Genomic DNA, 13,909 nt, shown 5'->3' with positions numbered 1-13,909 from the left:
AATGTTGGAACACGTAGGTGCGTTTACGTTACATATCTTCGAAAAGGTTGGCGTATTGGCCCTCCTGTTTCTGCAGACGGTGCGCCAGTTGCCGAAAATTCAGCGACGCCTGACCATTGCCCAGATGGCGCACCTTGGTGTTAATTCGCTGCCTATTGTCAGCTTGACCTTACTCTTTGCCGGGATGGTTATGACCTTACAGATCGTCGATATCCTCCTGCGCTATGGGGCACAGTCGACCTTAGGCGGGATTATGTCCATCGCGATGGGGCGTGAACTGGGGCCTATTCTCACAGGCGTTGTCGTAGCCGGCCGTGTAGGCGCTGCTATGACAGCTGAAATCGGCACGATGAAGGTTACCGAGCAGATTGATGCCCTGCGCTGCATGGCCGTTAATCCCGTTGCCTATCTCGTTGTACCACGCTTCGTCGCCTGTGTCTGTATGGTGCCGCTTTTAGCTTTCTACGGCTATATTATCGGTACGGCCGGTGGCTATGCCGTGGCTACGTTGAGCGCCGGCCTCACTCATTTCACGTATATGAATTCCATTGAAATGTTTACCGACGTTTCAGACGTAGTATATGGCCTGATTAAAGCCATGTTCTTTGGCGGCATTATTGCCTTAGTCGCTTGTCACGAAGGCATGAATGCCAAGAGTGGTGCTGAAGGGGTTGGCCAGGCTACCACCCGTTCGGTTGTTACGTCTATTATTTTTATCTTTATCTGTAATTATCTCTTGTCCCTTATCTTATATTAGGAGTGCTGCTATGATTAGTCTGCAGGATATCACGGTAGCCTATGGATCGCGGGTTATCCTGAACCACATCAATCTCGATATTCATACAGGTGAAACCCTCGCTATTCTAGGTGCCAGCGGTTCTGGTAAAAGTACCATCTTACGGCTCATCATAGGCCTGCAAAAGCCGACGAGCGGCAAAATTTTTGTCGATGGCCAGGATATTCTCGCGCTGGATGAGGATCAGATGGACCAGGTGCGGCTGCACATGGGGATGGTATTCCAATATTCGGCCCTGTTTGATTCCATGAGCGTTGGCGAAAACGTGGCCTTTGGCCTGCGGCAGCACACAAAAAAGAGTGAAGAGGAAATACGCGAAATCGTACACAATAAGCTTCATCTCGTCGGCCTCGATAATGTAGAAGCCATGATGCCTAACAACCTTTCAGGCGGCATGAAAAAGAGAGTCAGCTTGGCCCGGGCTATTGCCCTGGAGCCACAAGTAATCCTGTATGACGAACCGACAGCCGGTCTGGATCCGTTGCGTAGCATGGATATAAACCATCTGATTGTTAATACACAGCGCCAGCTCCATACGACGTCCGTCGTCGTGACGCATGATATGGAGTCGGCTTTTTATGTAGCCGACAGGCTGGCGTATTTGGAAGAGGGCGAATTCCGGCTGATTGCCGATAAAGAAACGTTCCGTTCGACGACGGATGCACAGGTGCAGCGGTTTATTCATGGCAGTACAGACTGGCAGGAGGGAGGGAATACTACATGAAATGGAGTGCAGAAGCAAAAGTAGGGCTGGTAACGATTGTTGGCGTGCTGATTTTTACGTATGTAGTCATTACCCTGGCTCATGCAGAAATATTTGGTAAACCGGGCTATGAAATTCACGCAATGTTCCGCGACGCCAATGGCCTGCAAAAGGGCAATTCTGTCCGTTATGTAGGCGTACACGTAGGTAAGGTCGTCAGTGTCAGTCCTTCGAAGGAAGGCGTGGACGTAGCTATGAAAATCGATAAGGGAACGGAGATTCCCAAAGGCTCCAAGCTGGCCATCACGACCGATGGCCTATTGGGCGAAAAAATTGTTTCTATTACACCGGGCGCTGATTCTACGCAGGTAGTAGCTGCAGGTGAGTATTTAAACGGCAGCGATGGCAAGACCATGGATGATATGATGGAAAGTACAGGGAAGCTCATTGCTAATGCTAACGACATGATCAATAATATCAATAACGTCATTGGGCATCCTGAAACGCAGCAGGCTATGCGCGGTACGATTCAGAACATCGAAGGTATGACCGGCCGGGTAAACGGCCTCATGGATGCCAATGCCGGCAATATTCAGTCCATGACTGCCCATATGGCGGCAGTTACGGCGTCTCTCGATGAAACGGCAGCCCAGTTAGCGGCCATGAACCGTGACGGCGCCATTTCTGATGACGTCCGGGCGACGGCAGAGAATATGAAGCAAATTACAGACAGCTTTGAAAAAACAGCCTTAGCAGTAGAAAAAATTACGACAGATGAACAGAGCCAGGCCGATCTGCAGCAGACGCTGCACAATACGGCTTCCATCTCCGGCCGCCTGAATAAGATTCTCGGTGGCGATACGGGTCTGAAGACCGAAGGCGATGCAGCTATTCTGTACAATGATACAAAAAGTGAAACAGGTGCCCAGGTAAATTTTAAGTTGTACCGGAACAATAGCTTTGCTCTGTTAGGAGCTGAAAATATTGGTAACGGTACGAAAATGAACCTGCAGTATGGCAAAAAGGGGACATTCCTTTCCGCCCGGGCCGGCCTGATCCGCGGCGAACTCGGTATGGGCCTCGACTTTTTTGAAGATAAGCCGTTCCGCCTTTCTCTGGAAGGCTACGATCCGGACGACTGGCGTTACCGCGTAAAAGCCAAGTATCGTCTGACCGATAATCTTTTCCTCTTTGGCCAATTTACAAGGCCTATGAACCGCAGCGATGGCGGTAATTATTATGGCATTGACTATGTCTTTTAGCCAGGACATTCTACAATATAGCAATCAGATCAATGGGGGTACCCGCAATGAACAAGGACATGTATAAAAAACTTATTGCAGCAGTGATGATTACAACGTTGGGCACAATATCTGCCGTTGCGGCAGCTGCGCCGGCCAAGGCTACGGTTGTTCCCGTAGATTTAAGTGATACGTCACAGAAGAGTGCATCTGTAGAAAGTGAATTACAACAGCTTTCGACGGAAAAGGCGCAAAAGGAAGCGTCTCGCCCGGCACCGGCTGTGGCCCCGGCGGCTGCGACAACAGCAGCTACTGTGCCTGATGTGCCACCGGCTTTGCGCGAACAGCTGGCGCAGCAGATTGCCGAAGATATGCAAAAGAGCGCTCAGCGTGCAGCAGCCAGACATGAGGCCGATCCGGTCATCGTCGTCGGCCGTGTCGGTGCTGATGAAACGGTGGATTTGACCCTGCCGAAGACCATTCAAATGGCACTCGATTACAACCGTGATATCAAGATGGCCCGCTATGCCCTGCATAGCACGGATTTTGCTATTGATGAAGCCCGTGCCGGCAAGATGCCGACCATCGGCTATACGTGGAGCGGTTCCCGCACAGGCGGCAGTGTCAAAGATGTAGCCAACGCATTTGGCAACTCTTTCAGTGTTTCTATTCCCCTCTATACAGGCGGGCGCGTAGAAAATGAAATTGCCAATGCCAAGCTCGGCAAGGTCAATGCCCAGGAAGAAATGCTGCGTGTCGAACAGGCGACAAAGCTTTCGGCTGTAGAAGGGTACTTTGGCCTCTTAGCCTATGAAGAATTGCAGGATGTATACCATGAATCGGTAAGCAACCTGGAAGGGCACGTAAAGAACGTTACGGCCCAGTATAATGTAGGCACCGTCGCCAAGCTCGATGTCCTTACGTCTGATGTTTCCCTGGCTAATGCAAAGACTACGGCTGTTACAGCAGATACGAACGTAGCCGTAGCGGAAGCAAATCTGAATAATATCCTCGGCCTGCCCTTACAGACCAAACTGGTCCTCTCCGATCATCGCCTGCCCTTTGACTCGTACGATATTTCCCTGCAGGAAGCTATGGACTATGCCATGAAGTATCGTCCGGAAGTCCTCCAGGCGGCGCTGGCTGTACAGGAAGCAGAACGCAATATTGAAATTGCTAAAGCCGGCAACCGCCCGACGGTTAGTGTCGGTGCCGGCCGCGGCTACAGCGATACGACTTTCCCGGGCTGGGATGAACACAATTGGAGTATCACCGGTGGTGTGTCGTGGAGCCTCTGGGATGGCGGCGCGACGAATGCCAAAATCAAAGAAGCCCAGCTGGCTCTCTTGTCCCAGCGCGAAGCAGAGCAGAAGCAGCGCGAAGCCGTACAGCTCGAAGTCAAGCAGGCCTATTTGAACCTGCGCAGTGCTGCCCAGCGTGTACTGGCTACACAGACCTCTATCAATCAGGCTGAAGAAAGCTTCAAGATTGCCCGCGTCCGCTACCAGGCCGGCGTCGGTATCAACTTGGATGTCCTCGATGCCCAGCTCGCGTTGAACGAAGCTCAGACCAATCATATTCAGGCCCTGTACGATTACAACGTAGGCATTGCTACGCTGGAACAGGCTATGGGTGTTGACGTCCGTTCTGGTGTGGTACATCCGTCCATGACGGCAACTTCATACAGAGGCTAATTGTTACAGTTTGATGTAAATTTATAAATTGAAACAGTTTATTCGCTCATACTTCTTGATTTTAAAGTATAGCCTAGGTACAATGAAGGGAGAATTGTAATATGACAATTCTCTCTTCTTTTTCTATACAGAAAGGAGGTCCGCCGGTGAAAAAGCAATGGATTGTCTTCGGAGCAATTGTAGTCTTTTTATTTGCCGCGGCTTTCTCCCTCTGGCTGGAAAAACCGGTGCTCATGCAAAAACTGTCGGAAACGGTGACGGTAACTGCTGATGAAAAGCTAAACGGTACACTGCGTTTTAGCAGTATGGATGTTTCTCTTTCCGGCCGCGTGACGATTGCTGACCCGGTAGTTCGTGATACACAGGGGCGTACTGTCCTTTCTGGTAAAGATATTACTGTTTTTATTAATCCTTGGAAAGTCCTGTCATCCCTATCGGGTGGGGAAATGGCGGCAGCCGTCGAAACGGTTGATATTCAGGCGCCGGTCGTTCATATTTGGCAAAATCAGGCAGACCAGACGTGGAACGTAGCCAATCTTGTTAAGAATACGGGCGATACGACAGACGCCGGCTTTCGCGGACGCATCCTTTTACATGACGGTACCGTGCGGCTGCAGCTGCCGAATGGGCCTACCCTTGTAGGTGAACAAGGCGAAGGTACGCTGGATTTCAGCTCCTACCCGCGCCTCTATGCGGATGCGGCCTTATATCTGGATGGCGAAAAGGTTACTGCGTCAGGGCACTTTACGTCAGCCCGTGATTTTGACGTTCTCGTCAAAGGTGACGCTGTTAAGGCAGCGTACCTTTCCCCCTTTATTCCAGCTGATACGGATGTGACGATTACAGATGGCACCATCCGCGATATACGGGCACACTATGCCCAGACGCACAACGGCCAGACCCTGAGTGGTTCCGCGTCTGTCGAAGGCGGTGCCGGCACAGCCTATGGGATTGCTTGCGCCGACGTCAAGGGTGACGTACGCCTGACAACGGATACAGTCTATTTGGAAAAAGCCAGTGGTACCTTAAACGGCCAGCAGGTAGAAGCCGGCGGCCTCATTCGTATTAATACGGATACGCCCGTTTTCCAGCTCGATGTCACTGTGCCGGGAGCCGATTTGTCTGCCTTTACAGCGTATCTGCCAGAAGGCCTTACAGGCAGTGTGGCCTTTAAAGGACGCTTGTGGGGCACGACAGATCAGCTTAGTGCTGCCGGGACTGTTCAGGTACCGCAGCTGGACTATAATAATCTTTCCATTAGCAACGGCCAGGCAGATATCAGCTGTGCCGGTTCGGATATTGCCGTTACCCATGTGACGGCTGCTGTAGCCGGCGGCAGTCTGACCGGCAGCGGTACGTACAATCGGGAAAGCAGTGACTTTCATGCAGACCTTCAGGCAGAGGGGATTCAATTGGAAGCCATTCCCCAGTTGCCTGTTTCTATGTTGGGCACGGTTAGTGCCACTTTGCAGGCTGCCGGGAATGTACAAAGCGGCCAGGTCACGGCTAAGGGCCAGGCTTCGGCAACAGGCCTTTCCTATAACGGCCTTGAAGCCGATACGGCTACGACCGATTTTGCCTATGCAGATGGTGTCATTTCCTTGAGCCAGCTTACAGCCTCAGTCCAGGGCGGCACGGTGACAGCCAATGGGACCTATGATACGAAAAATAAGGACCTCAATGGTGTCTTTACGGCAAAAGATATACCCCTCTCGATGTTTGCAGGCTATGCAGCCGTGCCAATGAGTGGTACTATTTCTGCAGCCGGTCAGGTCTTTGGTACAGGTCCGGCGTGGAATGTCATCTTCCATGCCGCCAATGGCAGCATAAAAGATATGCCCTTCGACAGTCTCGACGGCTCCTTGTCAGGCACAGGCAGCCAGATTCAAATTCCTTCTGTCGTTTGGCGGTACAAGGATGGTACCCACCAGGCCAGCGGCCAAGTGAATCTGGACAGCCGCTCTTTACAGCTGCAGGTAACAACGCAGCATATGCGTCTGGAACGGATTTTGCCGGCTCTGGGTAAAGGGGAACTGCCGCTTACGGGCTGGGCAGATAATACGGTCTACGTGAGCGGTACGCTCGACAACCTGGCTGCGCACGGTTCCTTCCGCTTGTCCAGTGGTTCGGCTTATGGTTACCTTTATAAAAATGTCAGCGCTGATTATACGCTGGCCAACAATACGATTTATTTGCAGAACGGGGATATTTCTGCTTACGACGCATCTGTCAAAGTAAGCGGCTCCGTTGGGGCGCGCCTCAACCTGGACTTTGATGCCAGCAACTTGGATATTGCCCGCCTGGTACCGCAAAAAGGCCCGCAGCGGGCCGGCCTGGTTCATCTGAAGGCGCACGTAGGCGGTACGCTGGACAGCCCGACCCTGAACGGTACGCTTCAGTCAGATCAGCTTACCTTCAACCAAACACTGCTCCAGGATGTCAAAGGGGAGGTTACCTATTACGGCGGTATTTTCCATTTGAATAATTTCCACTTTATGCAGAACGGCGGTTCGTATGATGCCAACGGCGGCTATAATCCGGCGAACGGCTGGATCATGGCCAGGGCGTCTGTCGCCTCCGGTGACCTGGCCAGCCTTCTGAAGCTGGCCGGGTATAAGGGCAATGCCGTACAGGGCCGGCTCGACGGGAATCTCTCTGTTGATGGTACAGCAGAAAAACCACGGGCCCATCTGACGGGACAGCTTACGCAAGGCTTTATTGGCAAAGAACCTATAGAACCGACGGATATTGATGTACAGTACGAAAATGATACGGTGAAAATCAATAAGCTGGCCCTCCAGGTCAGTGGCGGTATTTTGGCGGCCCAAGGAACGTATGCCCTCCACGGTCCGGTCAATATTCAGGTAGCTGGCCGTGGCTTCCCAACGAAGCTTCTGACGGAAATTACAGGCCGTACGGACATCGACCTTGACAGCAATGTCGACTTTGCTGTCACCCTGAGTGGTACCGGTGATGATCCGAATGCCGATGTATCCATTCAGCTCAACGGCGGCACGATGAAGGGCTTCTCCTTTACCAATGCCTATGCTCTCCTTAATATCCGCAACGGTATTATCAAGCTTTCCCAGGCGTATATTGCGAAGGATCCCTATAAGGTCAGTGCCTATGGTACGATTCCTATGGCCGCTATCAGCGGTGCACGGACGGATGAATCCATGGATGTTACGCTCAAACTCGATCATGCCAGCCTGGATCTCCTGACCTTCGTATCGCCGCTTATTAAGACGGCGACGGGTAACCTGGAAGGAACGCTGCAGGTAAAAGGAACGGCAGCAGCACCGGAAGTATACGGTACGGTCGGTGTGAAGGACGGCTCCGTATCTATTGAAGCCATGCAGTATCCGCTATCACAGATTCAGGGACAGGTTCAGTTTACAGGGACACAGGCAGCCCTTACGACAGCAGCCGTCATGGACAAGAAAAATGCCAAAAACCCGGGCAACGTTCAGATTCAGGGCAATGCAGCCTGGAATGGCTGGGAATTGACACAGTATGGCGGTACGTTGAATCTCAATCATTTGAATGTCCAGTGCCCATACTTCAAAGGACCTTTGAACGGGGAATTGAAGCTTAGCGATGAAGAAGGGTATCCGCTCCTTTCCGGTAAGATTACGTTGTCCCATACGGATCTTGATGTGCCCCTCAGCTTGAGCTCCTCTAATAGCAGTATGGACCTGGGCCTTGACCTGACTATCGAAATGGGCGATGAAGTGCGCTTGTATAATCCGGCCTTATATGATATAACACTAACCGGATCTGCTAATTTCAGCGGTACACTCATGCACCCCTACGCTTCCGGTGGGTTTGAAGCCATGAACGGGACATTCCATTATCTCGATACGAATTTCCATCTGTCCAAGGCGAAAGCAACCTTTAACCAGCCCGATACGTTCTTGCCTTATGTCGATGTTGAAGGGGAAACGCGGGTAGGTCAGTATAATGTCCTCTTGAACCTGCGCGGGCCTGTAGAAAAGATGGATCTCATGCTGCGTTCGAATCCGCCGCTTACGAAAAATCAGATTATTTCGCTAATTACCCTGCGCAACAGCGGTGACAAGCAGAGCAGCTCCCTTACGGGAGAAGACGTCAATACGCTTATCGGCAGCGGTATCCGCATGACCTTAAACAGCCTGGGTATTACCCAGACCTTGGAAAAGGCGTTGCATCTGGATATGCTGACGGTAACCACGGGTTCGCTCGACTACGATGCCAAAACGGCAGATATTAATGATAACTACTATAATATAGAAATGGGCAAATACCTGTTCAATGACTTTATGGTTACGGCAGCCTTTGGCCTGAATCATCAGGATAACCGCATTGGCATGCAGTATAATTTGGGCAGTAAGTTTGGCCTGGCCGCCTGGAAATCCAGCGAAGGCGCATATGTGGGCGGCGTCTATAAATACAGCTTTTACTAGGGAGGGAGATATATGCTGGAAGCGTATTTAAAAGAATTGCAACAGATAAAGCTCCTCTCCCCGGAAGAAGAAAAGGCCCTTTGGCGGGCTTATAAAGAAGAGGACGATCAGGAGAGCCGGCGGCGCCTCATTGAGCAGTACCAGCCCCTCGTCTTTCGCGAAGCTATGCGCTGGCATATTCGTCAGGAATACCTGCAGGATGCCCTGCAGGAGGGAACGCTGGGCCTGATCGAGGCCGTAGAGCGGTACGATCATCGCCGCAACGTCGCGTTTTCTGTCTATGCTGTCCATCGCATACGCGGAGAAATCCTTGATTTTCTCAAGGAAGAAAACAGCCGCCTGGCTTTGTCTATTGACGAGCCTGATGAAAATGGCATACCCTTACGGGAGCAATTGCCAGACGCCAGTGAAGATCTGGCTGAGCGTACAGGCCGGCAGCTGCTGTTTGAGCATGTAGCCCAAACATTGCAGCGCTTGCCTGAAAAAGAGCAATTCGTCATGGAAGGTGTATACTTAAAGGATCAGGAGCAAAAAAATATTGCCCGCGACCTTTCAGTCAGCGTTCCCTATGTATATCGCCTGCAAAAACGGGGCATACGCCGCATTCGCGGCATGCTGAGCCGCTTTATTCATGACAGTAAATAAAAGGAAATGGGGGCTAAAAGATTAAAAACTAGCGCAAATATGATAATATATGAGATAATAGGTATATTCTTTGGAAATAACAAGGGATAAGGGCAGATCTGTTTTTCCGATTGTACAAACATAGCGGGAAAGGAGTTTCTGCCGTATGAGAAAATCTGATGAAGAAAAGGTGAAACGGGTCCGCTCTGCCAAAGCCTGGCTGGAGAAGGCAGAGGAGTCCTTTGGCAAACAGTCGGATGTGCGCGGCGAGCTGAATTTGATGCTGGCAGAAGCAGAAATGAAGCAGATGCGCAAAAAAGAAAGACATTCCCGGGGCTTACGTAAAATAGCTGCTGCCGGTACGGCAGCCGTTATTGCCCTTGCCTGCTGGCAGCTGACGGGCTGGGAAAAAACGACGACTGTCCGGCCCTTGCCGGCACCGGCGCCGGCAGCCTTGCAGGAAGAGAAGGCCAAGCCACCTGAATCTGTTCCGGCAACACCGGCCCGGGCAGCTCCGCCACCGGCACAAGAGCTGCCAGCAGATACCGGGCCAGGCAGTGCAGCCTTGCCGGACACAGCACCTGCTGCACCACAAGCGGCAGGACAACAGCCTGATACAGCAGACTCTGGAACAACAGCACCAGCACCTGCTGTACAACATACACAGCCCGTACAGGAAAAGGTTTTAACCGACAGCCAGGTACAAGCTGCCGTACAAGATGCGCGTCATAGTCTGCGCGGTACGGAAATAAAAAAATGACAACGGAGGATTTTATGATTACACGAAATAAAAAGCTTCTTCTCATGATGATTACAAGTGCCATGATGACCTGCCCGGCCTGGGCTGCCGATACGGCACAGACAGAAACGGGCTATGATGCGGCACCGGCAACGGTGGAAAAGAAGGCTACGGCAGCTCCTTTGTCCGCCCAGGACCAGGCCAAACCGATGGCTATCAACACGGTAGTAACCAGTGCCAATACACCTGAAACCGAAGCGGCCATGAAAAATGCACAATCCGGCCTGACAGGGTACGAAACGGACGAAGAACTGGCGGCCATTGCCAGCGGCAAAAAGCCGGAAGACGTACGTAAGACAGCTGAACAGGAACAGACTGAAAAAATTCAGCAGGCTGAACAGGAACGGAAACAGCAAGTTGCCAAATCGGTCATTAGCGGCAATACAGGCTATGAACAAGGGACTGTTGGCACAGAAGAAAGTGCCAAAGCAGAAGGCTTGCCGGGCGAAGCAGTGCCCTATGTATCTGGCTTAGGCGACGTCCAGATTGATACTTCCATTCCCAAATATCCCATGGCAGTTGTACCGACGGGGCAGGAAGGTACGATGCCCTATGGTAATGCCGTTACAGAAGCCGATATTGCTCCCTATCTGAATAAGGTCACGACGTCTGTCTCCATCAGCCCTGTACCGGATCCGGCCATTGAACAGCATCTCTTACCGCAGCTGGCTATGCGTGTCGGCGATGCGGTAAATCTCGATTATATCCGCCATGACGTCAACGTCATTGGTGCCAGTGGCCTCTTTTCGACAGTACGGCCAACGCTGAACAACGTACCGGAAGGGGTTACGCTTAATTACACCGTCCAGATGAACCCCATCATCAACAGCGTCGAAATTACGGGCAATACGGTATATAAGACAGATGTCCTGGCTAAGATGATCGATTATGTTCCGGGCTCTCCCCTCAACAGCACCCTCATCAGCAAAGATGTAGCCAATATTAACAATCTCTATGCCAAAGACGGTTACATGTACAGCCACGTTTCGAATGCTACCCTCGATGATAAAGGCGTCCTGCACCTGGCTATTGCTGAATGCCACTTAGAAGCGATTACCGTGCGCGGCAATACAAAGACTAAAACCCATGTTGTAACGCGTGAAGTCCGTATGAAGCCGGGCGACGTATTCAACCGGGCTGCTGCCAGCCGGAGTATTGAACGTATTTATAATACGGGCTATTTTGAAGATATTAACGTACGCATGCTGCCGGGCAAAAAGAATGCCAACGACGTCATCATGGAAATCGATGTCGTTGAAGCCAAGACCGGCCAGGTTACCATTGGCGGCGGCTATTCCCAGTCCAATGGCCTCGTAGGTCTCTTGGGCCTGACGGAAACGAACCTGCGTGGTACCGGCGATAAGGCCAGCATCAACTGGGAATTTGGCGGTAATACAGATTCCAATAAGAACTATACCTTCTCGTACACTCATCCGTGGCTCAATGATCACGGCGATTCCATTGGCTTTAGTATCTTTGACCGCGAATACGAATACGATGATTACAACGAAGATGGCGACTCTGTTGCTGAATATGACCGCGAAACGCGGGGCATGAACGTAACCTATGGCCGTGTCCGCAGCGAATACGTCAGCGATTATGTCACCCTCGAATCGAAAAAGACAAAATACAATGATCACGACAGCGGCTTCGATTATCGTGAGGATGCCAGCTATCCCGGCAACGATGGCTATGACTTCAAGGGCATGCACTATATGGATTACAACTTTGGCCGTACGAACAGCCTGACCTGGGCCCATGTCTTCGATAACCGTGATAACGTCTACGATCCGACACGCGGCAAGCGCCTGTCCTTCACCGGTTCGGTGGCAGGCCACGGCTTAGGCGGCGATTTCGACTACTACAAATTTACTGTAGAAAATCGTCTCTACTACAAGGTAGGTCATTCCCATGTTATTGCCGTACGTCTCATGGGTGGTATTGCTACAGGCGATATGCCGTACTCCGATCTCTTTACCCTCGGCGGTGCTGATACACTGCGCGGCTATGAAGATGACGAATTCCGCGGCGACAAGATGTACGCCGGTACAGTCGAATACCGGTATCCCATTGCCAAAAAAGTACAGGGCGTCTTCTTCGTCGATGCCGGTTCGGCTTGGGGCGGTACGGAACACGTGCCCTGGTATCATGACAACGAAGACCTCCACGTTTCGACCGGTCTTGGCTTCCGTATTACAACGCCGATCGGGCCTATCCGTCTCGACTATGGCTTTGGCGATGACGGCGGCAAATTCCACTTCAGCTTTGGCGGTAAGTTCTAAGGCCGCCTGACGATAGGTGGGGAGTTCATGTTTCGTACTTGTATGTTGACGGGATTGTTTGTCTGTGCTAGTCTAAGTAGTGCCCTGGCAGCACCGGTCAGTCAGGTAACCGTAGAGCTTACGGCAACGGCAGGAACCATACCGCCGTTAGTAGAAAAACGGATTGCTGCCAGTATTCAAACCGTAGGCAATCACGTCTTTCTCCAGCAGGATGACGGTGATATCCTGCGCCGGCAAGGCGAGTACAACCGTCAGGTCTATGATATTATCGACCGCGTGCTCATCGGTTATACGGTTGAACATATCCAAATCGTGCCGGGACCGGAAACGGTCCTGCGCGTACAAATCCGTCCGTGGGGAGACACGATCCGCAGCGTGCACGTTGCCTTTGACTTTGGCTCATTGCCGGCCTTAGGCCAGCAGCTGGCAGGAAACGATCTCGCTCACGCCCAGGCCTTCATTGAAAACCTTTTGGTGGGACTGCCTGTCGATGCCCTGGATTGGGCCAATGGTACAGTCCAGGCCGTCATGGAAGCAGAACTGGAAACGGAACTGCCAGAATTTTATCCGCATATTGTCATTACGCCAGGCCCGGAAGCACAGGTACAGGTTTTTTTCCTGCCGAAGCTGCCGGTCGTGCGTAATGTCAACGTCAATGTAGAAGCTGAAAATCTGCCGAAATTGATTTTTCTCAGTACACGCAAGCACATGGAAGACCGTTACGCCGGATTGGACGGTCTTCCTGTTGCATTTGTGCAGCGTCATGCTACGTCTATCCGGTCGGATCTGCAGCAGACACTGCAAGAGCAGTGGGTCATCAAGCATTATCAGCTGCGCGTGCAGCCGGAGCTGCAGGTAGGAGAAAATACGCGGATCAACTTGAAGTCAGAAACAGACTTTTATGATTTGCAGGCAGAAGTCTATATGGATATTAACCGTGACGAAAGAGGCGGTCACCGTAAGGATGATAATACGGTCCTGCGGGCCCGTGTAGGCTGTAAGCTGGGCAAGGCACATGAGCTGTACACCGATGTGGAGTTCATGCCGGGCTCACTGGAGTGGAATGTCATTCCCGGATATTTCTATCGTGCCGGCAAGAATACGCGCTTAGGGTATGATTTTGAAACGGAAGATGATAGTCATCATCTCTGGCTGCGCCAGCATTTGGGCGGACGCTGGGGATTCCGTTACGATCGGGATTTGACACACCATGAAGATGAAGCAGGACTGACGTACCGCTTTCATGAATACGTCAGCCTGGAGTATCTCATTTCCGATCATGACACGTGGCTGCGTGTCATTGGTTACTTATAGGAACTTGTAAAGGG

The 13,909-nt window shown here is 51.6% G+C and carries 9 protein-coding genes; all 9 read left to right on the top strand.

What is annotated here, in order from left to right:
• The first annotated feature begins 1 nt into the window (after position 1).
• The 9 genes from H8J70_RS01275 to H8J70_RS01235 all read left to right on the top strand — a co-directional run bounded on the left by H8J70_RS01275 (position 2) and on the right by H8J70_RS01235 (position 13,895).
• The gene (locus tag H8J70_RS01275) at positions 2 to 757 is read left to right on the top strand and encodes an MlaE family ABC transporter permease (RefSeq protein ID WP_186501967.1); all 756 of its coding nucleotides are present in this window, start codon (positions 2 to 4) and stop codon (positions 755 to 757) included.
• Between the two features lie 10 nt (positions 758 to 767).
• Entirely contained in the window at positions 768 to 1,520 is a 753-nt protein-coding gene (locus H8J70_RS01270) for an ABC transporter ATP-binding protein (protein ID WP_186501945.1), read from the top strand.
• Positions 1,517 to 2,761, top strand: a complete 1,245-nt coding sequence (locus tag H8J70_RS01265; RefSeq protein WP_186501944.1) for an MlaD family protein — start codon at positions 1,517 to 1,519, stop codon at positions 2,759 to 2,761. The genes H8J70_RS01270 and H8J70_RS01265 overlap by 4 nt, the downstream gene beginning before the upstream one ends.
• Positions 2,762 to 2,808: 47 nt before the next feature.
• On the top strand, positions 2,809 to 4,434 hold the full coding sequence (locus H8J70_RS01260) for a TolC family protein (protein ID WP_186501943.1): 1,626 nt from the start codon (positions 2,809 to 2,811) through the stop codon (positions 4,432 to 4,434).
• Positions 4,435 to 4,580: 146 nt separating this feature from the next.
• A complete protein-coding gene (locus H8J70_RS01255; protein ID WP_186501942.1) occupies positions 4,581 to 8,876 on the top strand; it encodes a translocation/assembly module TamB domain-containing protein in 4,296 nt (1,431 codons plus the stop codon).
• A gap of 12 nt (positions 8,877 to 8,888) precedes the next feature.
• Positions 8,889 to 9,521: a sigma-70 family RNA polymerase sigma factor gene (locus H8J70_RS01250; RefSeq protein ID WP_186501941.1), complete on the top strand. Its 633-nt coding sequence runs from the start codon at positions 8,889 to 8,891 to the stop codon at positions 9,519 to 9,521.
• A gap of 145 nt (positions 9,522 to 9,666) precedes the next feature.
• Positions 9,667 to 10,260: a hypothetical protein gene (locus H8J70_RS01245; protein WP_186501940.1), complete on the top strand. Its 594-nt coding sequence runs from the start codon at positions 9,667 to 9,669 to the stop codon at positions 10,258 to 10,260.
• A 14-nt stretch (positions 10,261 to 10,274) separates the two neighbouring features.
• Positions 10,275 to 12,581, top strand: a complete 2,307-nt coding sequence (locus H8J70_RS01240) for a BamA/OMP85 family outer membrane protein (protein ID WP_186501939.1) — start codon at positions 10,275 to 10,277, stop codon at positions 12,579 to 12,581.
• 27 nt (positions 12,582 to 12,608) lie between these two features.
• A complete protein-coding gene (locus H8J70_RS01235; protein WP_246415218.1) occupies positions 12,609 to 13,895 on the top strand; it encodes a hypothetical protein in 1,287 nt (428 codons plus the stop codon).
• Positions 13,896 to 13,909 lie beyond the last annotated feature (14 nt).

The sequence above is a fragment of the Megasphaera hominis genome (assembly GCF_014269395.1).
Lineage (GTDB): Bacteria > Bacillota > Negativicutes > Veillonellales > Megasphaeraceae > Megasphaera > Megasphaera hominis.
This window is presented reverse-complemented; position numbering and strand designations above follow the sequence as displayed.

Bases quoted from the DNA above. Each gene is read 5' to 3' on its own strand.
- H8J70_RS01240 (WP_186501939.1), top strand. From the start codon at position 10,275: ATGATTACACGAAATAAAAAGCTTCTTCTCATGATGATTACAAGTGCC.
- H8J70_RS01270 (WP_186501945.1), top strand. From the start codon at position 768: ATGATTAGTCTGCAGGATATCACGGTAGCCTATGGATCGCGGGTTATC.
- H8J70_RS01235 (WP_246415218.1), top strand. From the start codon at position 12,609: ATGTTTCGTACTTGTATGTTGACGGGATTGTTTGTCTGTGCTAGTCTA.
- H8J70_RS01245 (WP_186501940.1), top strand. From the start codon at position 9,667: ATGAGAAAATCTGATGAAGAAAAGGTGAAACGGGTCCGCTCTGCCAAA.
- H8J70_RS01250 (WP_186501941.1), top strand. From the start codon at position 8,889: ATGCTGGAAGCGTATTTAAAAGAATTGCAACAGATAAAGCTCCTCTCC.
- H8J70_RS01275 (WP_186501967.1), top strand. From the start codon at position 2: ATGTTGGAACACGTAGGTGCGTTTACGTTACATATCTTCGAAAAGGTT.
- H8J70_RS01265 (WP_186501944.1), top strand. From the start codon at position 1,517: ATGAAATGGAGTGCAGAAGCAAAAGTAGGGCTGGTAACGATTGTTGGC.
- H8J70_RS01260 (WP_186501943.1), top strand. From the start codon at position 2,809: ATGAACAAGGACATGTATAAAAAACTTATTGCAGCAGTGATGATTACA.